Here is a 22,009-nt window from a genome sequence, read left to right as displayed (position 1 = left end):
CCGGACAGGAGGGAAACGATGGGCTGCTGCCACTACCACCCCGTCGGCGAAGGCTGTGATGGCGCCTTCACCGTGGACACCTCGCGCATCACCTTTGGCCGCGGCTGCCTCGCCGAGGTGGGAGACCGCGCCCGGGCGCTCGGGATGAAGCGCGTGGCCCTGTTCTCGGATGAGCGCGTGGCCCGGCTGCCGCACTTCCAGAAGGTGCTCCAGTCCTTGAAGGCCGCCGGATTGGACGTGGTCGTCTATACCCACGTGCACGTCGAGCCCACCGACCAGTCCTTCCTGGAGGCGGCGCGCTTCGCCTCGGAGGCCCGGCCGGATGGCTACATCTCCCTGGGTGGAGGCTCGGTCATCGACACGTGCAAGGCCGCCAACCTCTACGCCACGCATCCAGCGGACTTCCTGGCCTACGTCAACGCGCCGGTGGGCGAGGGACGTCCGGTGCCCGGTCCCCTCAAGCCGCACATCGCCTGCCCCACCACCTCGGGAACGGGCAGCGAGGTCACCGGCATCACCATCTTCGACCTGCTCTCGATGGGAGCGAAGACGGGCATCGCCTCGCCCGCGCTGCGGCCCACCGAGGCGCTCATCGACCCGGACTGCACCGCGACCCTGCCCGGCGAGGTGGTCGCCGCCAGCGGGCTGGACGTGCTGTCCCACGCGTTGGAGTCCTATACCGCCCGGCCCTACGTGCGCCGCCCCGCCCCATCGCGTCCGAGCCTGCGGCCCATGAGCCAGGGCGCAAACCCGTGGAGCGACCTCGGCTGCCGCGAGGCGCTGCGCCTGATGGGCCTGTACCTGGAGCGCGGGGTGGCGGACGCGAACGACCACGAGGCTCGCGAGCAGTTGATGTGGGCGTCCACGCTGGCGGGCATCGCCTTCGGGAACGCCGGGGTGCACGCGCCGCACGGCATGGCCTACGCCGTGGCCGGACTGGTGCGCGACTTCCGCCCCTCGGGTTACCCCCAGGAAGAGCCCCTGGTGCCGCACGGCATGGCCGTCATCGTGAATGCCCCGGCCGTGTTCCGCTACACCTCGGAGGTGAGCCCCGAGCGCCACCTGGAGGCCGCGCAGTGGCTGGGCGCGGACGTACGTGGCGCCACTCCTGGGGATGCCGGTGAGGTGCTCGCCCAGAAGCTCATCCAGATCATGCGCGCGGTGCACATCCCCAACGGCCTCGGCGGGGTGGGCTACACCGAAGCCGACGTCGCGGCCCTCACGGAAGGCGCCTTCCCACAGCAGCGCCTGCTTCAGAACGCCCCTCGCGAAATGACCCGGCCCGTCCTCACCGAGCTGTTCCACAAGGCGCTGCGCTACTGGTAGGCGAAGCGGAGGCACCCGACATGTCCGAAGCCGAGAGCACAGACCGCTACCGCTACTTCCTGCCCATCACCACCCGGTGGATGGACAACGACGTCTACGGCCACATCAACAACGTCACCTACTACAGCTACTTCGACACCGTCGCGAACCACTACCTCATCCACGAGGGCGGCCTGGACATCGTCGCCAGCTCCGTCATCGGCCTGGTCGTGGAGTCGCGGTGCACCTACCGCGCCCCGCTCGCGTATCCCGACCGCCTCCGGGCGGGCCTGCGCGTGGAAAAGCTCGGCAACCGCTCGGTGACCTACGGCATCGGCATCTTCAAGGAGGGCGAGGAACAGGCCGCGGCCCACGGGTACTTCGTGCATGTCTTCGTGGATCGCCAGTCGCGAAAGGCCGTGGCGATGCCCGAGCGCCTGCGCGAGGCGCTCGCACGGATTTCCGTGACCTGACCCCCTACCCCGCCCGCACGTCCACCACCACCGCGGTGATGTTGTCGTGCCCCCCGGCCGCATAGGCCTCCTCCACGAGCGCCTCCGCGACCCCGGCGGCGCTCCCCTGCCCCAACCGCGCGGCGATGCGCTCCGGTCCGAGCGGCTCGTACAGCCCATCCGAGCACAGCAGGTACACATCCCCCGCGCGCACCTCGAGCCGCTGCACGGTGGGTTCGGCGGCGTCCGTCCCGAGCGCACGGGTGATGAGGTGCCCGTAGGAACTCTCCCGCCGCTCGGGCGTCTCGACCCCGGCCTGGCGCATCTCCTCCAGGAGGGAGTGGTCCCGGGTCAGCGCCTCCAACTGCCCTTCCCGTAGCCGGTAGAGCCGGCTGTCGCCCACGTGCGCCACGGCCGCGCTCCGGGCCCCGAAGGAGAGCGCCACCACCGTCGAGCCCATCTCGCGCAGCTTCCCCACGCGGCGCGAGAGCACCGCGCGCTGGGCGAGCCAGGCACAGTTGTAGAGCAGGTCCTCCTCGCGGCTGCGGCTCGGCTGGAGTCGATGGGGCCAGGTGGCCTCGGGGTCATGAGCCACGCGCTCGCAGAAGCCGGCGAAGGTGTCCACCACGCAGCGGCTGGCCACCTCACCCCCCTCGTATCCCCCCAATCCGTCGGCCACCACGAACAAGCCCAGGTCCGCCCGCACCGCCCAGGCATCCTCGTTGTGGGAGCGGCGTCCCACGTGCGTCCATCCCGCGCTGTCGATTCGCATCGGCTGTTCCTCCTGGCCCCGACAGGAGCAAGGGGGAGGCCGACGCCAACCCCGCGAAAAGACAGGACATCCTGGGGTCCGCACACTCCAGGAGCCCGGCCGGGGAGTCCACGCGGTGGGGACTCCAGACCCCAATCCGCGAGTAGAGCGTCCACGAAGTCCCCAGACAGATTCCCGAGGCCCCGTGGAAATCCCCTCTCCCTCTGGGAGAGGGCTAGGGTGAGGGTCTTCCCGCCCCGTTTACCTGCCGTGCCGGGGCGACACACAGGAAACGACCCTCACCCCCCGCCCTCTCCCAGAGGGAGAGGGTGCATGCACGAACCAGCGTGGTCCTCCATGGCTCGACCTCCCGCATATCTCATCCGCACCGAACGGCTCGTCCTCCGCTGTCCCTCGCCGGAGCTGGCCTCCCTCCGTCAGGCGGCCGTCGAGGCCAGCCGCGAGGCGCTCCTCCCGTGGTTCACCTGGGCGAAGGAGGAGCCCCGTCCCGTGGACGAGCACGTCCAGGTCCTGCGCCGTCTGCGCGGCAGGTTCGACCTGGACGAAGACCGCATCCACTCGGTGCTCGATGCCGACGAGCGGGAGCTGCTCGGTGAGCTGGCGCTCTTCAAGCGCGCGGGAGAAGGCGCCCGGGAGCTGGGGTACTGGGTGGGCACGCGGCACGCGGGCAAGGGCGTGGCCAGCGAGATGGTCTCGGCGCTGATCCGGCTGTGCTTCGAGGTGGACGGCCTGAAGCGCCTGGACATCCAGGTGGCGGTGGGCAACGAGCCCAGTGCCGCGGTGGCACGCAAGCTGGGCTTCACGCTGGAGGGGACGCTGCGGGAGCGGCCTCGCTCGGACGGGGGCCCCCCGGAGGACACGTGGCTCTTCACCCTCCTGGCCAGCGAGTACCCCTCGAGCCCCGCCGCGCGTGTGCCCGTGAAGGCCTACGACATCACGGGCGCGCTCCTCTTCGAGTCCGGCCGCCCGTAGGCGCTACACGGACGGAGCCTTGGGCGGCAGCGCGAGCGGCCAGAGCCGGGCCAGGTCCGCCCGCAGCGCCGCGGCGCTCGCGTACCGGTCGTCCGGCTTCTTCTGCATCAGCTTCAACACCATGCGCTCGAAGGGCTCGGGCAGGCTCGGGCTGAGCGTGCGCGGCGGCGTGGGCGGCTGCTGCACGTGCAGAATCATGAGAGGCACCGGCTGCGGGTGGCGGAAGGGCAGCTGCCCCGTGAGCACCTCGTAGGCCACCACGCCCAGCGAGTAGAGGTCCGTGGCGGGCGACACGGGGAACGCGCCGGAGATCTGCTCGGGAGCCATGTACTCGGGGGTGCCGAGCACCGCGCCCTGCGCCGTCACGCCCGCCACGTGCGCGCTCTTGGCGAGCCCGAAGTCCATCAGCTTGAGCACGCCCGGCTTCGTGACGAAGAGGTTGCCCGGCTTCACGTCACGGTGCAGCACGCCGCGCCCATGCGCGTGCTCCAGCGCGGCCGCCGCGTGCGTGAGCCACCGCAGCGCCTCCGCCAGCGTCGGGCGGGGGCCCAGGAGGCGGTGCTTGAGGTCCTGCCCCACCAGCAGCTCCGTGGTGAGGAAGTGCCGGTCCCCATCCGTCCCCACGTCGTGGACGCGCACGATGTTGGGATGCTCCAACCCCCGCGCGTGCTCCACCTCCTGGCGGAAGCGGGCGATCTGCGAGGCATCCGCGCTCGGCACGGCGAGCACCTTGAGGGCCAGGTGCTCACCGGTGGTGAGGTCCGTCACCTCGTGCACCATGGCGCTGCCGCCGGAGCCCAGCCAGCGCTCCACCCGGTAGCGCTCGGCCACCACCTGCCCCGGGATGAGCCCACGCACCGCGACGGGGTGGGTGCCGGCGTGCGGATGCTCACTGCTCCCCAGCAGCAGCGTGCGCGCCGGGCCGCTCCCACGGGAGCGCGGCACGGCGGCCCGGGCCTGGGCCGGGGCCGCGCTCTCCTCGGGGTTGAGGTACGCCACCCCGCTGTCGTGCTCCTCGTCCGTCACGGCAGCTGCCCTCCCTCATCCATGGCGTCAGCCGACGAGCAACGACACGTTCGAGGCCACGCCATTGCCCTCGATGTCCAGGTGCGGCGTGGGCAGGTTGTACTCGGCCGCGGCCGTGGTGGCCTCCATCATGATGGGGCCGGAGATCTCCGGCGGCTCACCGTGGCACAGCAGCTCCACCACGTGCTCCACCGTCCACCGCCCCAGCCGCTGGATGGACACCTGGCCGTTCTGCAACCGGGCCGTTTCCGTCAGCTCCGTGCTGCCCATCAGCTTCTCGTCCACCGAGCCGCCCAGGTAGCCACGCGCCAGCGTCAGCACCCGCTCCAGCACCGCGTTCCACGCCTGCAGGTGCGAGCGGTCCTGGGCCTCGTCCATGATGTCCAGGCCCACCGGCAGCTTCTCCATCCGGTCCAGGAACATCTGGATGAGCGGCCCGCGGATGAGGCGCCCGTGCTGCGGCGCGATGATCTCCACCGCCGGCTCCAGCTGGCGGATGGTGGCCACCACGCGCTGCAGCGCCAGGTTCACCGGCATGTAGATTTGATGGAAGGCGCGGATGCCATTCCAATCCGACTCGTCCGCCCACAGGCCCTGCGCGTTGACGTCCGTGACGCCGCCGAACAGGTCGCCCGTGAAGAGCACCCGCGTCTCCGGATCGTAGAGCATCACCGCGCCGCGGAAGTGGCAGAAGGGCGAGGGCACCGGCAGCAGCCGGTGGCCGGTGGGCACGTTGAGCCCGTGGCTGAACTTTTCCGTGGCGATGAAGCGCCCGCGCGGCAGGTTCTGGTGGACGATGAGCCGCCAGGTGTCCTCGGAGCAGAGGATGCCGGCCTTGGGCGCGTAGCGCGCCGAGATGATGCTCGCCGACGAGCCCACGTCCGGATCCTGGTGGTTGATGAAGACGGCGCTCAACCGATCCAACCCACCGATGAGCGATGTCACCTTGGTGGACACCTGGGCGAAGTCACTGCTCGAGCCCGGGTCGATGAGCAGGTTGAACTCGTTGGGCCGGCCCGTCTTGGCGTCCGTGCCCCGGAAGCGGCGCAGGTACGGGTTGGCGTAGAAGATGTTGCCCGGCTCGCGCTTACCCACCCAGAAGGTATCGGGGGCGATCTCCACGGGGACGAGCCGCAGGTCGTTCGCCTGGCTGTCGGAGGGGGGGTGGACGTTGCTCGGAGGCGTGTTTCGGTTCGGGAAGGCCTGGCTGTTGCTCATACGAGCACTCGGTGCTGGGGTGGGGCCCCTGGGGGAGGGGCGGGAACACCTCAACACGTAGCAAGGCATGGGCCGACTTCTTCGGCCCCTCGAACCCTGGCAACCCCCCCGAAATCCGAGGTCTTCGTGCACCCGCTGACGCAACCGCTGCGCGGCCTCACACCGGGCCGCAAATCATGCGCTCCGCGGCATGAAGCGAAACCACCCGATCCATGAGTCCCGCTTTCAGGGAGTCCGAGGGGGCGCCTTCCCTCCGCCCAGTCTGTCCACCTGCGCCTGGGCCTCGTTCACGTCCCTGGAGTACTCGTCGAGGTAGCGCTGGCGCTCCTCGCTCGTCCACTCGTCCGGTGAGAACCTGTCCGGGGTGTACTCCCGGGTGGCGTGCACGTAGCCGGCGAGCGCCTTCACCACCGAGCGGTCCGGATCCCCCTGCTCCCTCAGGAGAAAGCCCTCGACGTCGCGCAACTTGAGAGGGAAGTCGGGGGTGGCATCGTGGATGAGCTTGCCGAAGAGGGTGAGCTTCACCTCGCGAGCCCCCGCCTCCAACTCCTCGTTGAAGGACACATAAGCGAAGGGAATGCCCGCCTCGTCATCCACCCGCCCCGCCATCACGTAGCGGCCGGGCTTGCGGACCTGGAGGCCGACGTAGAGCTGGAGGGAGCCGTTCTCCACCACCTCACGCACCTTGCCGGTGAAGGTGGCGGGAGGCGCCGAGGTGAACTGGATGTCGAAGAACGCACCGCCCTCGGCACTACCGCCGCGCACGCGGAACTCGATGCGCAGCGTGCCCTCGAACAGGGCGAAGCCCTGGCGGGCCGGCTGGAAGCTCCCCGTCCACGTGCCATCGCTGGCCACGTCGTCGCCGTTGCGCCCCGAGTCGTTGAAATCCAGCGGCACCGAGCTGAGCTGCCCGGCCGCCGCCATGTGCGGTGCCTCGTGGGCGAAGGCCGAGTGCACCTCGCACGGCAGGGGCTCGTGGGTGTGCGCGTTCTCGCAGCCCACGAAGAAGCGCACCACCTCGTCGCCCACGACGAAGACCTTCTCCTGCTCGAGGCGCAGCGAGATGTCCCGCTGCTCCTTGCCCAGGGGCTGCGTGCGCTCGGGCGAGGCCGGGTACACCTGATCCGGATGCTCCTGGATGGGCCGCGACTCATGCGGATAGCGCGTGGACTGGCGGTAGGACTCGAGCGTGAAGCGCGCCCGCTCCAGCCGCTTCTCCCAGAGCTGCCGCTGGGCCTCGCGCTCGGCTTCCTCGGGCGAGAGGGACGCCTGGACCACGGGAGCCGGAGAAGCAGGCCGCGCGGCCCCGCGAGAGGGAGGCCCGGCCGGCACGGGAGCCGGAGGGAACTGCTCCTCTGGCCCGGGCACGGACGTCTCCGCCGCCCCCGGCCGGACGAGCGCCACGGATAGCAGCACCCCGCCCACTCCCAACACGAGGGGAACGAGCAGGAGGAACCACCGGCCACGGCGCGGGGGACGCTCGGACCGGGGAGGAGTGACGGGGGCGCCGCTATTCGAAGTCATGGGGATACGTCCGATGCTGACAGAAGCGGCTCAGTAGGCGTAGGTGGCCATGTCGGCGCGCACGGGCCCGACGATGCCGCTCCAGTTGCCACTGGAGTAGTGGTTGTAGGCCTCACCGTCATCGCGCAGCTCCACCGTGTGGTAGGACCACTTGGCCCGGCCGTCGCTGCACGCGCTGGTGCCCGTGTTCAGCGTACCGCCGCAGAACAGGTCACCGGGGTTGCAGTAGGAACCGCCGGAGGAGCCGGAGACGCCGCCGGTGGAGTGATAGGACACGGCCTCGTCGTCCTGGCCGGGGAGCACGCCGGAGTAGGCCGTGCCCTTGGAACCGGCGAAGTGGTAGAACCACTTCGCGGTCGTGGTGTTGTGGTTGTACATGGCGCGCGCCGTGGTGGTGACCAGGTCGCTCACGAGCGGCTCGCTCATGGCCCAGTCACCATGGTCGGCCAGCTCGCTGCCGCCGCCGGCGCCCGAGGCCACGTCCACCCACTTGATGTTCCAGCCCGTCTGGGTGGTGCCGTCGGTGTTGCCACACACGCCGCTGGAGTTGGGGACGGCGTTCTTCTTGTAGCGCTGGCTGGTGCCGTACAAGGACAGGGCGTAGCCGATCTGCAGATCGCCCGCGCTGTGCGCGGCGATGTAGCACCAGTTGGCGCCGGTGCAGAAGCAGTCGAGCGCGTCGCGGATGCGGAAGTTCTCGACGGAGATCTTCTGCGTGCCGTTCCAGTTGACGGCCTTCTTGTTCACACCGGCCGCGGTGGTGCTCGGGCCCCAGTAGCTGAAGTCGGCGTAGTTGCCACGCTGGGTGCCGCCGCCGTTACGGCCGTGGATCCACAGCGAGTAGTTGGTGGCCGATGCCTCCGCGCCCACCAATGCGGTGGCGGCGATGATGGCCGCGCTGAACAGCTTCTTCATGGGAACGCCTCCTGCTCGAACTGCCATGGGGGGGTAACCCGCCCGGCTGCCTGCCGGACAGGCGGAGGCGACTGTACTTCCAAATTCTCAAAAACCGAAAGTACCCCATTCCCATGAAACAAGAAATTCCTGACACAAGGTGTCAAATGGGGACTCCCTGACGCCATGCGTCAGGCGTCCAGACACGGGGAGGGCGACGCCCCGCCCGCCGCGTGGGGAGGGGGCGGGCGAGGGGCTGGGAGGGGACGCGTGGGGCGGATGCATAGCTTGAGTCGCGTCATCTTCATTCCTCTCCATGAGGAGGCCCTGCCCATGTCCTCGCTCGACGTTCCCTTGACGCTGTTGGATCCCGAAGGCGGTTGGATCAACGCGCCCGTGCACGTGCACGACCTGCGTGGCCGGCCGACCCTGCTGTACTTCTGGTCCGAGCTCAGCAAGACGAACCAGGAGCAACTGCCGAAGATCAAGACGTTGCTGGACGAGTTCATCCCCAAGGGCCTCCAGGTGGTCGGAGTCCACGTGCCCATGGAGGGAGAGGACCTGGGCCATGCGTTGGACACCAACGACATCGAAGCCATCGTGAAGAGGATGGGCTTCCGCCACCCGGTGGCGGTGGATGACGGCTCGATGGAGCGGGCCTACGGCGTGGAGGAGGTGCCCACGTTCCTGGTGTACGACGCCTTCGGCATCCTGCGCCTGCGGGTGACGGGAGAGGATGCGACGAACCTGGAGCTGAGACGGCTGCTGGAGCGGCTCACGGGACCCGAGGCCACCACGGGCGCGTTCGCGCCCTGAACCAGGAACAGCGAGGAGCGACATGGCAGGCCGGAACAAGAAGGAGGCCTCCCGACTGTCGCTGGGAGCCCTGACCGCCGCGGGAGTGGGAGCGGTGATGGGGCTCCGGGCGCTGCTGCGGGAGAAGGTGAGCTTCGAGGGCCGCACGGTGCTGTTGACGGGCGGCTCGAGGGGATTGGGCCTGGTGCTGGCCCGCCAGTTCCTGGCGGAGGGAGCGCGGGTCATCCTCAGCGCCCGGGAGGAGGTGGAGCTGACGCGGGCGCGGGACGAGCTGGAGAAGGACGGAGCTGGCGAGGTGCTGGCGATCCCCTGCGACGTGAGTGACCGGGTGCAGGTGGAGGCGATGGTGGCGCAGGTGCACGAGCGCTTCGGGGCGGTGGACGTGCTGGTGAACAACGCCGGGACGATCCAGGTGGGCCCGCTGGAGTCGATGACGGAGGAGGACTTCGACGAGGCGATGGACGTGCACTTCTGGGCGCCGCTCTACACGACGCTGGCGGTGCTGCCGGAGATGAAGCGGCGGGGCTGGGGGCGCATCGTGAACATCTCGTCGATTGGAGGGAAGGTGAGCATCCCGCACCTGCTGCCCTACAGCGCGAGCAAGTTCGCGCTGGTGGGCCTGTCGGACGGGCTGAGGGCGGAGCTGGCGCAGGACGGAATCCTGGTGACGACGGTGTGCCCTGGGCTGATGAGGACGGGGAGCCCGCCCAACGCGTACTTCAAGGGCAACCACGAGGCGGAGTACGCGTGGTTCGTGCTGGGGGACTCGCTACCGGGGATGTCGATGAACGCGGAGCGTGCGGCGCGGAAGATCGTCGAGGCGTGCCGGAGGGGAGACGCGGAGGCGCTGATCGGCATGCCGGCGAAGGTGGCGGCGCTGGCACGGACGCTGGCACCGGGCCTGACGGCGGCGCTGCTGGCGCACGTGAACCGGATGATGCCGCAGGACAGCAGCACGGACCGGCACCGGGGCCGGGACAGCGAGACACCGCTCACGCGTTCCTGGGTAACGCAGCTGACAAGACGTGCTGCGCAGAAGAACAACGAAGAGCTGCTGCACTGAGCCCCACCCCACCCAACACCCCTCTCCCGCCGGGAGAGGGACGGGGTGAGGGTACCGAGCCCTCCCGGGTTGTCACCGAGTCAACACCCTCTCCCTCTGGGAGAGGGCCGGGGTGAGGGTCTACACAGAGGAACCCGAGTCCCCCACCAGGAAAGAAAGACAGGGCCCACGGCCCCTGCCAGCGTTGCGCCCGATCCGGGAGCACCCAGCCCGAGGGAGAGCACATGGCGGAGCAGTACGACAACGTGGGAAGCAAGTACGAGGAGTTCAAGAACAAGGCGCCGCTGCCGATACCGGAGAGGCACACGTTCCTGAAGCTGGTGGGAGACCTGAGAGGGAAGAGCGTGCTGGACCTGGCGTGCGGAGCGGGCCACTACACGCGGATGCTGAAGGAGCACGGAGCGGAGCGTGTGGAGGGAGTGGACATCTCGCCGGAGATGGTCCAGCTCGCGAGGAGGAAGGAGCAGGAGCACCGGCAGGGAATCAAGTACCACGTCTTCGACGCGGCGAAGCTGCCGCGGCTGGACGGCTTCGATCTGGTGACGGCGGTCTACCTGCTGAACTACGCGAGCACGCGGGAGGAGTTGCTGGGGATGTGCAGGAGTGCCAACACCAACCTCGAGGAGGGAGGCCGCTTCATCGCCTGCACCATCGATCCGGCGTTCGACCTGGGGAAGTCGAACTGGGCGAAGTACGGCTTCGAGGTCATGAGCGAGCGGTACGAGGACGGCCGCCACATCTGCCGCGCGCGGTTCCGGACGGAGCCGCCCGCGGAGGTCGAGTACTTCCGCTGGTCCGCGGCCACCTACGAATCGGTGCTGGCGGAGGCGGGCTTCCGGGAGGTGGCCTGGCACCCCTTCGAGGTTCCCGCCGAGGCGCTCGCCAGGTTCGGCGAGGACTTCTGGCGGGAGTACCAGGAGAACCCGCTGCTCATCGCCCTGAGCTGCCGCAAGTAGGAGGACGGCTCACGCCTTGGAGGGGTCGGCCTGCTCGACTTCCTCCCACCAGCGGCCCTTGTACTCGGCGGCGAGGGCGATCTGCTCGCGCAGGGCTTCGATCATCTTCACGTTGCCGTCCTGCTGATAGCCCTCCAGCGCCTCCTGGCACCTGGGGACGCGCTGGAGGAACTCGCGGAGCCCCTCGAGCGTGAGCTCGGGCGCGTACATGCCGTAGCCCAGCTTCTCCAGGTAGAGGGCGTTGAGCACCTGCTCGAACTGGCCGCCCACGGGCAGTGAGAGCATGGGCTTGTGGAGGTAGACGGCCTCGCTCATGAGCGTGTAGCCGCCGCCGGCCACGACGGCGCGGGCGGTGCGCAGGTCATCGATGAAGCCCTGCTCGCTGAAGGGGCGGTAGGTGAGGTTGCCGTCCTGGAGGTCCTCGGTGATATCCCGGCGCAGGCCGTAGACGCGGCATGGCAGCCCGCTCTTCTTGAGGATCTCCGGCAGGGCGGTGTTGGTGGTGGAGGTCTGGTAGACGAGCAGGTGCTCGCCGGGCTCGGACTTCGCCGAGAGGATCTCCGGCCGGAGGATGGAGGGCAGGAGGGTGGTGCGCTCCTTGCGGACGGGCGGGTAGAAGAAGGTGGTGACGAGGTAGTGGAAGCACCCGGGCAGCTTGGACTTCACGATGGCGCGGGTGCCCTCGAAGGCGTCCTCCCAGCCGGAGAGCAGCGCGGAGTCATGCTTGCAGCGGTTGATGATCTGCATGTTGTCCACGCTGATGACGGGCAGCCGGTGGTTGCGGCCGAAGAAGTAGCTGAAGCTCTCGAAGTCGCTCACCACCACGTCCGGCTTGAAGTCCTCGACGAGCTCGAAGTACTGGCGGATGTTGTGCGGCCAGCCCTTGACGGCCCCGGAGACGTTCTGGAGCACCGTCTGCCACTTCTTCACCGAGTTGCCCTCGTAGGCCAGGGTGAAGCCCCAGATGCCGTGCACGTTCTCGAAGCGCCTGGCCAGGTAGTCCTTGGCGCGCCCGGAGACCACGATGTGGACCTCGTGCTCCTTGATGAGCTCCTCGAGCAGCACACGGGAGCGGGTGGCGTGTCCCATGCCTTCGCCGACGACACCGTAGAGGATTCGCATGGGCGCGGAGCATACGCGGGATGTGGCGCATTGGCCCACGTGGCGGTAGCGTCACCCCCCATGCAACCAGGGATGGACTCCAAGCCCCAGGGAACTCGCGGCGGCGTGAGCCGCGCGGCCCTGTTGGGGCTGAGTGGCGGCATGATGCTGGGCGGGCTCTTCTTGCTGATCCAAGGGTTGAGGACGCGCCTGGCGCCGTCGGACTGCGCGGAGCTGTCGGAGATGGAGTGCGGCTTCATGCGGGACACGGCCATCGAGGTCGGCCGCACGCAGAGTGTCGCGGGGGCCGCGCTGCTGGCGCTCGCGGTGGCCGTGGTGGTGCTGATGCGCTCGCGCATGCGCCCGGACGCCTAGCGAGGGCCGCTTTCCCCTCCTCCGTCAAGCATCCGGACAGGCAAGCCGGGTTAGTGGTTTTGCCGACGAGACGTAGACAGGCTAATTAGCTCTAGCCTCGGCATAAGGCTTCAGTTAGGAGAGGCGCCCTCTTATGCAGCTTGAATCCTTGAAGATGTTTTGTGACGTGGTGGAGACGGGCTCCTTCTCGCGGGCCGCGCAGCTCAACCACGTGACGCAGTCGGCGGTGAGCCAGCAGATCCGCGCGCTGGAGAACCGCTACGAGCAGAAGCTCTTGTCGCGCAGCGCGCGCCAGGTGACGCCGACGCCGGCGGGCGAGCGCCTGTTCCGCGGGTGCAAGGAGATCCTCGCCCGCTTCGCGGAGGTGGAGAACGAGATTCGCGAGCAGTCCACGGAGGTGGCGGGCACCACGACGGTGTCCACCATCTATTCGGTGGGCCTGCACGAGCTGCGCAACGTGCAGAAGCAGCTCCTGAAGACGCACCCCAAGGTGAACATGCGCCTGAACTACCGGCGCAACGACCAGGTGTACGACGACGTCATCCTGGGGGCGGCGGAGATTGGCATCGTGGCCTACCCGCAGCCGCGCGCGGGCGTGGACATCCACCCGTTCCGCGACGACAAGCTGGCGGTGGTGTGCTCGCCCAACCACCCGTTCGCCACCAAGGCGAAGGTGAGCCTCACGGCGCTCTCGGGCGTGCCCTTCATCGCCTTCGACCGCGAGGCCCCCACGCGCAAGGCGCTGGACCGGCTCTTCCGCGAGAAGAACCTGGACCTCAACCCGGTGATGGAGATCGACAACGTCGAGACCATCAAGCGCGCGGTGGAGATGGGCATCGGCGTGGCCATCCTCCCCATGGCCACGGTGTCGGCCGAGGTGGCGCAGGGTACGCTGGTGTCCAAGCCCTTCGCCGAGGGCCCGGTGTCGCGGCCCATCGGCCTGCTCATCCGCAAGGGCAAGTACCTGGACCGCGCCTCGGCCGCGGTGCTCGAGGCCTTCAAGCTGGCCGAGGCCACGAGCGACGAGGGCTAGGCGGCCGTCTCGATGCCGTGGGCGGGCGCCAGCGCGTCCAACCACGGCGTCAGCAGCCGCGCGCACGCCTCGGGGTGCGTGAAGTAGGGCACGTGGCCCGCCCCGCGCAGCAGGTGCCGGGGCGTGCCCGGAGGCAGCGAGGCCGCGAGCCGCTCCATCGTGGACGCGGGCACCAGCACATCGCGGTCTCCCTGGATGCACAGGCACGAGACGGGCAGCCCGCGCAGCTCCGGCGGAGGCGGCTCACCACGAATGGCGAAGGCACGGTGGAGCGTGGTCATCCGCTCCAGGGTGGTGGTGGGCACCACCTCGGGCACGCGCGCCTTCGGGATGGGCTTCCACGAGGCCAGGGCCGCCGTGAAGGGGCCGGGGCGTCCCAGGACGGCGATGGGCCCCATCAGGGCGATGGCGTTGCCACGCAGCCCCAGGTGCTCGGTCCGGGTGAAGGAGCCGAGGAAGGCCACGCCGCGCACGGCCCCCGCCGCGGCCAGGTGCCCGGCCACCATGCCCCCGAAGGAGCTGGCCACCACGGCGTCCACCGCTCCGGCGGCCGTGAGCACCTGGCGGGCGAGCGCCCCCGCGCCACAGGCCGCGTGACGCCCTTCCGGGTACTCGACGAGGACGGGCCGGGCCACCTCCGACAGCCGCTCGGCGAGCGCCCGGAAGCCCGAGCCACGTGCTCCCAACCCGGGCAGCATCAGCACCCGGGGCCCCAGGCCTCCATCCAACTCCGTCAGCTCGACCACTCGACGCATGTGACTCCTCGCGAAACGCGCTCCGAACAGCGCCCGCGCACCGCTTCTGCCCGCCCGTGCACGCCTCCCCGGAGACCAGACGGGCGGCTACCGGCGCCGCCTACCAGGAGATCTCCATCTCCGAGTGGCTCAGGCTCACCTGCTTCCCGGACACCTTCACGTTCGGCATCCGCAGGGAGTCGAAGACGCCCCGCGTCGCTCCCTCGACATACGCCGAGGGCAGGATGTTGCCCGCGAGCTGGAGGACGCCGGCGTTCGAGCCCGTCCACCGCACCGCGCACTCGCCGTGCTGCACCGACGTCCGATAGACCGAGGGAAGGCTGTGGAGCAGCTGCTTGGGTCCCCCTCCGGCCAGCTTCACCAGGACGCGCCCCGCCGAGGACTCCAGGTAGTCCGGCACCACCTGGGAGCCCAGGTACCGCATCGCCGCGTCGAAACCTCCGTGCGCCTCGCTCAGCGCCCATGCGGCGGCATAGAGCAACCGGGTGAGCGAGCCGACGGGGTAGTGGAAGAAGGCGCTGAACCTGTCGCCTCCGGCGGCCTGGATGCAGTGGCCCAGCACCACCGCGTCACCCAGACCCCGCACCACCTTCAGCGCGCCGTTGAAGAAGAAACCGTGCAGGGTGTCCTTGGGCCCGACCAGGGCCAGCCGCTGCTCCAACTCCTGCTGTGAGCCCGTCTCCGCTACTTCGCACACGAGAGTCCCCGCTCATCCCCGCTCCTCGGGAACTGTCATTGTGGGGCCCACCACCAGCGGGTCAAGACACGCCGCGTACCACCCGCCCGGAGTCTCCGGGGAATTCGCTCGAACCCCGTGGATCCCGGGTATCCGCCTCCTGTTGGAGGATGGACGACACGAGAGAGGGCCCCCCGGGGACCGCGCGGCCAATCCGTCTACACTCCAGTGACATGAGCGCACTGACCACAGGTGACGTCATCGGAGGAAAGTGGCGCATCGTCCGTCTGGCCCTCGGTGACGAGCCCGGCTCGGAGTTTCGGGTCGAGCCGACCGGTGGAGGGACGGCCCGGCGGCTCACCCTGTGGCGTGCGCTCCGGGCTCCGGTTCCCGATGAGCTGGAGCGTTTCGAGCAGGCCGTGCGCGCGGGCGACCGGTTGGGGGTGGCCACCTTCCCGCCCGTGGAGGACGTCGGCTTCGACGCAGCGCGTGAAGCGCTCTGGTTGGTGCGCGAGTGGCGGCACGGAGAGTCGCTGCCCTCGGCGCTGGGCGGGCTGCATCCGGTGGGGCTCGACCTCCCCATCCTCCACTCCCTGGCGGAGCAACTGGCGCGGGCGCTCGCCACCGCCCATGCCGCGGGCGTCGTCCATGGACGGCTGCGGCCCTCGCGGCTGTTCGTCGCCCCCTCGCCCCAGGGCATGCGGCTGTCCATGCTCGACCTGGGATTGGAGTCGTTCCGGAGGGAGCGCGGACACGACTGGTTGAAGTCCCCCCAGCTGGGTGAGGACTACGTGGCCCCCGAGTCGGAGCGCCCGAGCGCCCTGCCCTCCTCCGCCGATGTCTTCTCCTTCGGCCTCATCGTCAGGGACATGCTGGCCACCCGGCGGGACGGAGCGTGGAAGGGGCTCTGGGAGCACTGGGTGGAGCGGGCCACGGAGGCGGCCCCCGGCAGCCGGTTCGGCTGCGTCACCGAGGCGCTGCGAGCGCTGCGGCCCGTGCTGAAATCCCTGCCGTCACTCCCGCCTCCACCGCCGCCGAACTACGAGTCCGGGCAGCCCGAGCCCCATTGACGCTCAGTACAGCTTGCGCAGGCGCGCGGCGAAGAAGCCGTCCCAGCCCTCGGGGCCCGGCAGCGTGCGCAGGTACGCCTGGGTGAGCGGGAGCTTCACCGACTCGTGCAGCACCGGCGGCTCCGCCGTCCACTCCGGGTGGCTGCGCAGGAACATCTCCACCTGATCCTGCCCCTCCTGAGGCTCCGACGTGCACACCGCGTACACCAGCAGCCCTCCGGGAGGCACCGACTCCTGGCAGTTCTCCAGGATGCGCCGCTGCAACACCGCCAGCCGGCCGATGTCCTCCGGCTTGCGCCGGTAGCGCAGCTCCGGGTGCCGCCGCAGCGTCCCCAGCCCCGAGCACGGCGCATCCACCAGCAACGCGTGGAACTCGCCCCACTCCTCCGGGAAGGGCTGCGAGGCATCGTGCGCCTGGGCCTTCAGCCGCGCCGAGAGGCCCAGCCGCTTCGCCTCGGATTCGATCTTGCGCAGCTTGTTCGCGTGCAGGTCCACGGCCACCACCTCGTGCTTCTCGGCCAGGTGGCACGCCTTGCCGCCCGGCGCCGCGCAGGCATCCAGCACCCGCGCCGTCTCCGGGATGTCGCCATACACGCCCACCAGCTGCGCCGCCTCGTCCTGCACCTGCCACAGGCCCTCGGCGTAGCCGTACACGTCCTCCAACCGCCCCAGCGGAGGCAGCACGATGCCCACCGGCGACACCGCGGAGGGCCGCACCTCCAGCCCCGTCTCCCGCAGTTGCTCCAGCAGCGCGTCGCGCGTCACCTTCGAGGTGTTCGCGCGAATCACCACCGCGGGGGTCTGGTTGTTGGCGGTGAGCATCGCCTCGGCGCGCTCGCGGCCGAACTGGCGCACCCAGCGCTCCACCAGCCAGCGCGGATGGCTCTCGCGCACGGACAGGTACTCGAGCTCATCGCTCTCCGGAGGCAGCGGCTGCGAGGGCAGTGAGGACAGCTTGCGCAGGATGGCGTTGACGAAACCCGCCGCGCGCACCAGCCCCACGTCCTTGAGCGCCTGCACCGTCTCCGCCACCGCCGCGCGCGCGGGCACCCGCGTGTAGAAGAGCTGGTAGGCCCCCACGCGCAGCGCGGCGAGCACCTTGTCCTCCAGCGCGTCCAGCTTGCGGTCCGCGAAGCGGGTGATGGCGTAGTCCAGCGCGAGCTGGCGCCGGGTGGAGCCGTAGGTGAGCTCGGTGATGAGCCCCGTGTCGCGGGGATCCGCTGGCGGCGACTCCGAGAGCACCGTGTCGAGGACGACGTTGAGGTACGCATCCGTGGCCCGGACACGGCTCAGGACCTGGATGGCGATGGCGCGCGCGTTCATCCTTCTCTTCCTACCCTTCCAACCGGGTCATCATGTCCACCAGCTCCGAGTCCGACAGCTTGCTCACGGGCAGGGTGGAGAGCGTGAGGCGCTGCAGGCAGTCCTCCAACATGTCCCGGTAACCACTCTCGGCGGCGGCCCCGAGCTGCACCTCGGTCCACTTCGCGCGCGCCCAGGAGGCCAGCTCCGAGGGCGTCATCCGGCCCGCGAGCCGGTCGGCGATCTTCTGCCGCACCAGGGCCCGGGAGAGGAAGTCCGCCGCGGGCGTGTCCTGCGCGCCCTTCACCTTGCGGCCCAGTGTCTTCTGGGGAGGGACGGGCTCGGCCGGAGCCTCCACCTTGCGGCCCAGCGTCTTGGTGGCGCCGCCCGGAGAGCGGGCCAGCGCCCTCGAGGGCGACACGGCCAGGGATTTCTCCGGAGGCGTCGCCTGCCGGCGGCCGAGCGTCTTCACCGGCCCCGAGGGATCCTCGACCTCTTCGTCCTCCGACGCCTCGTCCCCGGAGTCCTCCGGCTCGCCGGTGAGATCGCCGCTCGCGAAGCGCTCGAGCGCCTCGATGTATGAGTGGAAGCCCTGTCCCTCGATGGTGGCGACGCAGGCCTCGGCCACCACGGACTCCCGGTCACCGAGCCGCTCCAGGTAGACCTCGAGGGCGGGCACACCCACCGCCTCCAGCGCCTCCATGAGCGGGTACGAGCCGAAGAGGCCAGCGGGGCTCACCACCACGCCGTCCAGCTGGGAGCGCTCGGCGTGCAGGGTGTCGATGAGGACGCCCTCGTGGTTGGACTGCACCACCTTCAACTCCAGCCCCAGCTCCAAGGCCCGGGCATTCAGCGCCACATCGAGGTCCGCGAGCCTTCCGCCCTGCCGGCCTTCCCGCTCGCCCAGCAGGTTCAGGTTCGGTCCGTGCAGCACCAACAGCCTCTTGCCCATGTTCCGCGTCCTCTCCTAGGTATCGAAGGGCCGGCTGCCCGGCGCCAGCTTGTGGCCCGCGAGGAACTCGCCCGCCGCCATCACCCGCTTGCCCTCGGGCTGAACCTCCAGCAGCACCAGGGAGCCCTCCCGGCACGCCACCTCCAGCCCCTGCGGCCCCGCGGACAGCACCGTCCCCGGCTCACCACGCCCCTCCCCCACCCTCGCCCGGTGCACCTTGAACACCTTCCCATCCAGGGAGGTGAAGGCGCCCGGCCACGGGGTGAAGGCGCGCAGCCGCCGCTCCAGCTCCACCGCGGGCCGCGTGAAGTCGAGCTTCCCCTCCTCCTTCTTGATGATGGGGGCCAGCACCATGCCCTCCGAAGGCTGCGGCACCGGCTTCAGCTCGCCGCGCAGGTACGCGGGCAGGCACTCTCGCAACAGCTCTCCGCCCAGCTTGGAAAGTCTGTCGTGCAGGGTGGCGCTCGTCTCGTCAGGGGCAATGGGCAGACGCTTCTCCGCCAGCACCGGTCCGGTGTCGAGGCCCTCGTCCATCACCATCAGCGCCACGCCCGTCTCCTTGTCCCCATGGGCGATGGCCCACTGGATGGGGGCGGCGCCCCGGAAGCGCGGCAGCAGCGAGGCGTGCACGTTGAGGCACCCCCTGGCCGGCGTCTCCAGCAGGTCCTTGGGCAGGATCTTCCCGTAGGCCGTCACCACGGCGACGTCCGGGTTGAGCTTGCGCAATTCCTCGGAGAAGGGGGGCGTGCGCAGCTTCTGGGGCTGGAGCACGGGCACACCGCGCTCGAGCGCGTAGGCCTTCACCGGGGAGATGGAGAGCGCCTGACCGCGGCCCTTGGGCTTGTCGGGCTGGGTGACGACGGCCACCACGTCTCCGATGTCGAAGAGGGCGGCCAGGGAGGGCACGGCGAACTCGGGCGTGCCCATGAAGACGATACGGGGACGGGTCATATCGGGGGACTCTTCTCCTGCACCGGGGCGCGTCAGGCAACGGACTTCAGCGCACCCGAGGTGGGACCTTCGATGGCCTGACGTTTGCGGGCACGGATGGAGCCGAGGATGCTGAGCGCGGCCTGAGCGTCCTGGGTGGTGGCCAGCGGCCCCAGGGTGTCGATGACCTCGGAGAGCAGCCGCGCCTCCTCGGCCTCGCGCTCGCGGATGCGGTCCACCGCCTCGCTGAAGCGGTCGAAGAAGCCGCGCAGCTCGTCCTTCTGGCGCAGGGGGCGCATGCGCGGGTAGCGGCCAGCGGCGAGCGTCGCGATGTAGAGGCTCATCACATAGACGGGGCCGGCCACGCGGTGGGTGAGCACGAGCCCGAAGAGGGCCAGCACCCCCGCCACGCCCAGCGCGCCCAGTCCGGTGAGCCACAGCAGCGTCTCGCCACTGGTGACCACGGCCATGGGGGTGGGGTTGCGCAGCAAGGACATATGCGCCCGGTACGCGAGCACACCGACGAGCAGCACCCCGCCTCCGCCAAGGGCGGCGAGCCGGAGGATGTACCGGAGTTGGAATCCGGCATCGAGCAGGTATTTCCGGCGCACGACATGAGGGCGGGTGGAAGGTTGAGTATCGACGGACATGGCGTTGAGCAGCGTACTCCAATCTCCGGGGTCGGTTTGCGCATTCCGACAGGACGGGTTTACACGAAAAGCGTTTTCAACCCGCAACCAGCAACGGGGGGCCCCATGATTCGCCTACTCACCGCCTCGAGCCTGACGCTCGCGCTCCTTCTCATCCTGCCCGGGTGCAAGGTGGATCCGACCTCTCCGGACCATTGGGAGAAGTCCCTGGGCAAGGCCCGGAGGCCCCAGGACAAGGTGCGGGTCATCGAGACACTGCGCAGCTCGGGCCACCTCGACGCGCGCTTCCTTCCCATGCTGCACGAGCATCTCGCCTCGGAGAGGAAGCCCGAGGTGAAGGCGGCGGTGGCCAGGGCACTGGGAGACATGAAGAACCCGGCCTCGGTGGGCCCGCTGGAGAGCGCGGTGGACGTGGGAGCCTCGGACTCGGCCACGAACCTGTTGAACAAGGAACTGGCGGCGGCGTTGGGAGAGATTGGCGACCCGAAGGCCGCGCCGGTGCTGTTGAAACTGTTGACCGCGCGGGACAACTACACGCGCATCGAGGCGGTGGAGGCGTTGGGGCGCATGCGCGTCTCCGAGGCCGTGGAGCCACTCGTGCAACTGGCCACGGACGAGGGGGTGGAGCCCTTCCTGAACCGCAAGGCGATCGAGGCGCTGGGGCGTATCGGGGACGCGAGGGCGATACCGGCGCTGATGCGGACGCTGACGAAGGAGCGCCGGGGGGTGTCCTTCTACGTGGAGAGCTCGTTCTCGCTCTTCCAGCTGGGCCAACCGGCGGCGGACGCGCTGCTCGCGGCGCTAGAGGGCAAGGACACCGAGCTGACGCAATGGGTGCGGAAGAATGGCATCAACCCGGCGAGCTATTCCTTCAAGGCGGCGGAGATTCTCGGAGACCTGCGCGAGCGCCGGGCGGAGAGCGCACTGCTGCAACAACTGGCGTTCAAGAACGAGGATCCGCGCATCCAGGCGGGCGTGAGGGCACGAGCGGCGGACGCGCTGGCGAGGATGCGCTCGGCGGCGGCGGTGAAGCCGCTGACGGCGCTGGTGTCCGAGCCGGACGCGGGATTGAGGAGGGAGTACACGCACGCGCTGAAAAGGCTGGGAGGACGCGAGGCGCTACCGGCGTTGGAGAAGGCGGCGGGCCAGGGGGACTGGTACGCGCGCGAGGCGGCCATCGAGGCGCTGACGATGCTGGGGGATGAGAGGGAATTGCCGGCGGTGGAGAAGCTGGCGGCGGCGGAGCTGGCGAAGACGGCGGCCGAGTGCGAGGAGTCGGGCGGCGAGGGCTGTGGCGACCCGGCGGCGCTGGGGAAGAAGCGGGCGGAGACGATTGCCCGGCATGGCAAGAGGCTGGAGGCGGCGAAGGCGTGCGGGGCGGACGCGGGCTGCTGGGCGAAGAAGCTGCAGGACACGGACAAGGGTGTGCTGGAGCGCGCGGCGCTGGAGGTGGGCCGAGGCAAGACGGCGGCGCACGTGGGAGCGCTGTTGGGGCGGATGACGGAGAAGGATCCGGACACGCGGATGGCGCTCATCCTCGGCGTGGAGTGGCTGGTGGAGGACACGAAGGAGGCAGCGGCCCAGGTGAAGAGCGCGCTGCCCGCGCTGGAGAAGCAGCTCTCCGAGGAGAAGAGCCGCACGGAGTACGTGAGGGCGAACGAGGATCTGCGTCGGCTGGTGGCGAGGGTGCAGCGGCAGAAGACCTGACCCCTGGAAGTCGACCGCCTGGCCCCATCTGGTGGCTTGACGGGCGAACCCGTCTCCCCGTGTGATTTCAGGATGACGGTTTCCTTCCGGACGGGCTGGCATCCCATTCCGGTCCTGCTGGCCCTGGTGGCACTGGCGCTGATGGGAGGATGCGCCACGGGCCATCCACCCGGGAGTCGGCTGAGAGGCTTCGGCTCGCACTCACGCACCTCCTCATTCCGCCACGATTCCGGGCCGGGGGCAGGTAGCGCGGGAGGACTCCCTGAGCTGACGGCGGACGCTCCCGGAACAGGTGGGGAAGCTGGCTGCCTGGAAGCAGTGGCGCGAGCCCCGGGCTAAGCCAGCCGAACTAAGTCCGTTCAGGGGGCGGCCGACGCTTGGGACGGAGAAGAGCCCGGAGCGTGCCAGGCCGTCTCAGTTGCCGTAGACGACGGACGGCTTCCGCGTAGAAGGAGTCGCG

At 69.6% G+C, this 22,009-nt stretch carries 22 protein-coding genes; 10 read left to right on the top strand and 12 right to left on the bottom strand.

Annotated elements, in window-relative coordinates:
- The first annotated feature begins 18 nt into the window (after nt 1-18).
- Both NR810_RS51180 and NR810_RS51175 read left to right on the top strand, forming a co-directional pair.
- Complete coding sequence (locus NR810_RS51180; RefSeq protein ID WP_257463473.1) at nt 19-1,326, top strand: hydroxyacid-oxoacid transhydrogenase; 1,308 nt, start codon at nt 19-21, stop codon at nt 1,324-1,326.
- Between the two features lie 20 nt (nt 1,327-1,346).
- Nucleotides 1,347-1,778, top strand: a complete 432-nt coding sequence (locus NR810_RS51175) for an acyl-CoA thioesterase (RefSeq protein ID WP_257463472.1) — start codon at nt 1,347-1,349, stop codon at nt 1,776-1,778.
- 4 nt (nt 1,779-1,782) lie between these two features.
- Here NR810_RS51175 and NR810_RS51170 read toward each other — a convergent pair whose 3' ends face one another.
- Nucleotides 1,783-2,529 carry a PP2C family protein-serine/threonine phosphatase gene (locus NR810_RS51170; protein ID WP_257463471.1) on the bottom strand — a complete coding sequence of 249 codons (747 nt, stop codon included), beginning with the start codon at nt 2,527-2,529 and terminating at the stop codon, nt 1,783-1,785.
- 336 nt (nt 2,530-2,865) lie between these two features.
- Here NR810_RS51170 and NR810_RS51165 point away from each other — a divergent pair, with 336 nt between their 5' ends.
- On the top strand, nt 2,866-3,501 hold the full coding sequence (locus NR810_RS51165) for a GNAT family N-acetyltransferase (protein WP_257463470.1): 636 nt from the start codon (nt 2,866-2,868) through the stop codon (nt 3,499-3,501).
- 3 nt (nt 3,502-3,504) lie between these two features.
- Here NR810_RS51165 and NR810_RS51160 read toward each other — a convergent pair whose 3' ends face one another.
- The 4 genes from NR810_RS51160 to NR810_RS51145 form a co-directional block, all read right to left on the bottom strand.
- Nucleotides 3,505-4,527 (bottom strand): serine/threonine-protein kinase, encoded by a 1,023-nt coding sequence (locus NR810_RS51160; protein WP_257463469.1) that lies wholly within the window; start codon nt 4,525-4,527, stop codon nt 3,505-3,507.
- Between the two features lie 27 nt (nt 4,528-4,554).
- Nucleotides 4,555-5,745 carry an oxygen-binding di-iron domain-containing protein gene (locus NR810_RS51155; protein ID WP_257463468.1) on the bottom strand — a complete coding sequence of 397 codons (1,191 nt, stop codon included), beginning with the start codon at nt 5,743-5,745 and terminating at the stop codon, nt 4,555-4,557.
- A gap of 225 nt (nt 5,746-5,970) precedes the next feature.
- On the bottom strand, nt 5,971-7,269 hold the full coding sequence (locus tag NR810_RS51150; protein ID WP_257463467.1) for a hypothetical protein: 1,299 nt from the start codon (nt 7,267-7,269) through the stop codon (nt 5,971-5,973).
- Nucleotides 7,270-7,299: 30 nt separating this feature from the next.
- Nucleotides 7,300-8,184, bottom strand: coding sequence for a hypothetical protein (locus tag NR810_RS51145; RefSeq protein WP_257463466.1), 885 nt, complete (start codon nt 8,182-8,184; stop codon nt 7,300-7,302).
- Between the two features lie 312 nt (nt 8,185-8,496).
- Here NR810_RS51145 and NR810_RS51140 point away from each other — a divergent pair, with 312 nt between their 5' ends.
- From NR810_RS51140 to NR810_RS51130, 3 genes are all read left to right on the top strand, one after another.
- A complete protein-coding gene (locus tag NR810_RS51140) occupies nt 8,497-8,979 on the top strand; it encodes a TlpA disulfide reductase family protein (protein ID WP_257463465.1) in 483 nt (160 codons plus the stop codon).
- 22 nt (nt 8,980-9,001) lie between these two features.
- Complete coding sequence (locus tag NR810_RS51135) at nt 9,002-10,042, top strand: SDR family NAD(P)-dependent oxidoreductase (RefSeq protein ID WP_257463464.1); 1,041 nt, start codon at nt 9,002-9,004, stop codon at nt 10,040-10,042.
- Between the two features lie 224 nt (nt 10,043-10,266).
- On the top strand, nt 10,267-10,998 hold the full coding sequence (locus NR810_RS51130; protein ID WP_257463463.1) for a class I SAM-dependent methyltransferase: 732 nt from the start codon (nt 10,267-10,269) through the stop codon (nt 10,996-10,998).
- A gap of 9 nt (nt 10,999-11,007) precedes the next feature.
- Here the strand turns inward: NR810_RS51130 and NR810_RS51125 are convergent, their stop codons facing one another.
- On the bottom strand, nt 11,008-12,120 hold the full coding sequence (locus NR810_RS51125; protein ID WP_257463462.1) for an MJ1255/VC2487 family glycosyltransferase: 1,113 nt from the start codon (nt 12,118-12,120) through the stop codon (nt 11,008-11,010).
- Between the two features lie 72 nt (nt 12,121-12,192).
- On the opposite strand from NR810_RS51125, the gene NR810_RS51120 reads away from it, so the two are divergent.
- Together NR810_RS51120 and NR810_RS51115 are read left to right on the top strand one after the other, a co-directional pair.
- The gene (locus tag NR810_RS51120) at nt 12,193-12,474 is read left to right on the top strand and encodes a hypothetical protein (protein WP_257463461.1); all 282 of its coding nucleotides are present in this window, start codon (nt 12,193-12,195) and stop codon (nt 12,472-12,474) included.
- A gap of 133 nt (nt 12,475-12,607) precedes the next feature.
- A complete protein-coding gene (locus NR810_RS51115; RefSeq protein ID WP_257463460.1) occupies nt 12,608-13,507 on the top strand; it encodes a LysR family transcriptional regulator in 900 nt (299 codons plus the stop codon).
- Here the strand turns inward: NR810_RS51115 and NR810_RS51110 are convergent.
- Both NR810_RS51110 and NR810_RS51105 read right to left on the bottom strand, forming a co-directional pair.
- A complete protein-coding gene (locus tag NR810_RS51110) occupies nt 13,504-14,262 on the bottom strand; it encodes an alpha/beta fold hydrolase (RefSeq protein ID WP_257463459.1) in 759 nt (252 codons plus the stop codon). The two genes, NR810_RS51115 and NR810_RS51110, sit on opposite strands and share 4 nt — an antisense overlap.
- 100 nt (nt 14,263-14,362) lie before the next feature.
- Nucleotides 14,363-14,959 carry a TIGR02265 family protein gene (locus NR810_RS51105; RefSeq protein ID WP_257463458.1) on the bottom strand — a complete coding sequence of 199 codons (597 nt, stop codon included), beginning with the start codon at nt 14,957-14,959 and terminating at the stop codon, nt 14,363-14,365.
- Nucleotides 14,960-15,171: 212 nt separating this feature from the next.
- Here NR810_RS51105 and NR810_RS51100 point away from each other — a divergent pair, with 212 nt between their 5' ends.
- On the top strand, nt 15,172-16,008 hold the full coding sequence (locus tag NR810_RS51100) for a protein kinase domain-containing protein (RefSeq protein WP_257463457.1): 837 nt from the start codon (nt 15,172-15,174) through the stop codon (nt 16,006-16,008).
- Between the two features lie 3 nt (nt 16,009-16,011).
- Here NR810_RS51100 and rsmB read toward each other — a convergent pair whose 3' ends face one another.
- Genes rsmB through NR810_RS51080 form a run of 4 tightly spaced genes read right to left on the bottom strand, consistent with a single transcriptional unit; the run spans nt 16,012 to nt 19,842 of the window.
- The gene (gene rsmB, locus NR810_RS51095) at nt 16,012-17,331 is read right to left on the bottom strand and encodes a 16S rRNA (cytosine(967)-C(5))-methyltransferase RsmB (protein ID WP_257463456.1); all 1,320 of its coding nucleotides are present in this window, start codon (nt 17,329-17,331) and stop codon (nt 16,012-16,014) included.
- A gap of 10 nt (nt 17,332-17,341) precedes the next feature.
- Nucleotides 17,342-18,262, bottom strand: a complete 921-nt coding sequence (locus NR810_RS51090; protein WP_257463455.1) for a type II 3-dehydroquinate dehydratase — start codon at nt 18,260-18,262, stop codon at nt 17,342-17,344.
- Nucleotides 18,263-18,277: 15 nt separating this feature from the next.
- Nucleotides 18,278-19,213 (bottom strand): methionyl-tRNA formyltransferase, encoded by a 936-nt coding sequence (gene fmt / locus NR810_RS51085; RefSeq protein ID WP_257463454.1) that lies wholly within the window; start codon nt 19,211-19,213, stop codon nt 18,278-18,280.
- 32 nt (nt 19,214-19,245) lie between these two features.
- Entirely contained in the window at nt 19,246-19,842 is a 597-nt protein-coding gene (locus NR810_RS51080; RefSeq protein WP_257463453.1) for a signal protein, read from the bottom strand.
- 105 nt (nt 19,843-19,947) lie between these two features.
- Between NR810_RS51080 and NR810_RS51075 the strand changes: the two genes are divergently transcribed.
- The gene (locus NR810_RS51075; protein ID WP_257463452.1) at nt 19,948-21,549 is read left to right on the top strand and encodes a HEAT repeat domain-containing protein; all 1,602 of its coding nucleotides are present in this window, start codon (nt 19,948-19,950) and stop codon (nt 21,547-21,549) included.
- Nucleotides 21,550-22,009 lie beyond the last annotated feature (460 nt).

It is taken from the genome of Archangium lipolyticum, from assembly GCF_024623785.1.
GTDB classification, from domain to species: Bacteria; Myxococcota; Myxococcia; order Myxococcales; family Myxococcaceae; genus Archangium; species Archangium lipolyticum.
The sequence above is the reverse complement of the archived record's forward strand: the minus strand, read 5'-3'. Positions and strand labels throughout refer to the sequence as shown.

What these genes read in the sequence shown, in the direction of transcription:
- NR810_RS51135 (WP_257463464.1), top strand. Translation starts at nt 9,002, where the DNA reads ATGGCAGGCCGGAACAAGAAGGAGGCCTCCCGACTGTCGCTGGGAGCC.
- NR810_RS51155 (WP_257463468.1), bottom strand. Translation starts at nt 5,745, where the DNA reads ATGAGCAACAGCCAGGCCTTCCCGAACCGAAACACGCCTCCGAGCAAC.
- NR810_RS51125 (WP_257463462.1), bottom strand. Translation starts at nt 12,120, where the DNA reads ATGCGAATCCTCTACGGTGTCGTCGGCGAAGGCATGGGACACGCCACC.
- NR810_RS51170 (WP_257463471.1), bottom strand. Translation starts at nt 2,529, where the DNA reads ATGCGAATCGACAGCGCGGGATGGACGCACGTGGGACGCCGCTCCCAC.
- NR810_RS51175 (WP_257463472.1), top strand. Translation starts at nt 1,347, where the DNA reads ATGTCCGAAGCCGAGAGCACAGACCGCTACCGCTACTTCCTGCCCATC.
- NR810_RS51180 (WP_257463473.1), top strand. Translation starts at nt 19, where the DNA reads ATGGGCTGCTGCCACTACCACCCCGTCGGCGAAGGCTGTGATGGCGCC.
- NR810_RS51145 (WP_257463466.1), bottom strand. Translation starts at nt 8,184, where the DNA reads ATGAAGAAGCTGTTCAGCGCGGCCATCATCGCCGCCACCGCATTGGTG.
- NR810_RS51165 (WP_257463470.1), top strand. Translation starts at nt 2,866, where the DNA reads ATGGCTCGACCTCCCGCATATCTCATCCGCACCGAACGGCTCGTCCTC.
- NR810_RS51080 (WP_257463453.1), bottom strand. Translation starts at nt 19,842, where the DNA reads ATGTCCGTCGATACTCAACCTTCCACCCGCCCTCATGTCGTGCGCCGG.
- NR810_RS51150 (WP_257463467.1), bottom strand. Translation starts at nt 7,269, where the DNA reads ATGACTTCGAATAGCGGCGCCCCCGTCACTCCTCCCCGGTCCGAGCGT.
- NR810_RS51090 (WP_257463455.1), bottom strand. Translation starts at nt 18,262, where the DNA reads ATGGGCAAGAGGCTGTTGGTGCTGCACGGACCGAACCTGAACCTGCTG.
- NR810_RS51140 (WP_257463465.1), top strand. Translation starts at nt 8,497, where the DNA reads ATGTCCTCGCTCGACGTTCCCTTGACGCTGTTGGATCCCGAAGGCGGT.
- fmt (WP_257463454.1), bottom strand. Translation starts at nt 19,213, where the DNA reads ATGACCCGTCCCCGTATCGTCTTCATGGGCACGCCCGAGTTCGCCGTG.
- NR810_RS51100 (WP_257463457.1), top strand. Translation starts at nt 15,172, where the DNA reads ATGAGCGCACTGACCACAGGTGACGTCATCGGAGGAAAGTGGCGCATC.
- NR810_RS51115 (WP_257463460.1), top strand. Translation starts at nt 12,608, where the DNA reads ATGCAGCTTGAATCCTTGAAGATGTTTTGTGACGTGGTGGAGACGGGC.
- NR810_RS51110 (WP_257463459.1), bottom strand. Translation starts at nt 14,262, where the DNA reads ATGCGTCGAGTGGTCGAGCTGACGGAGTTGGATGGAGGCCTGGGGCCC.
- rsmB (WP_257463456.1), bottom strand. Translation starts at nt 17,331, where the DNA reads ATGAACGCGCGCGCCATCGCCATCCAGGTCCTGAGCCGTGTCCGGGCC.
- NR810_RS51130 (WP_257463463.1), top strand. Translation starts at nt 10,267, where the DNA reads ATGGCGGAGCAGTACGACAACGTGGGAAGCAAGTACGAGGAGTTCAAG.
- NR810_RS51075 (WP_257463452.1), top strand. Translation starts at nt 19,948, where the DNA reads ATGATTCGCCTACTCACCGCCTCGAGCCTGACGCTCGCGCTCCTTCTC.
- NR810_RS51120 (WP_257463461.1), top strand. Translation starts at nt 12,193, where the DNA reads ATGGACTCCAAGCCCCAGGGAACTCGCGGCGGCGTGAGCCGCGCGGCC.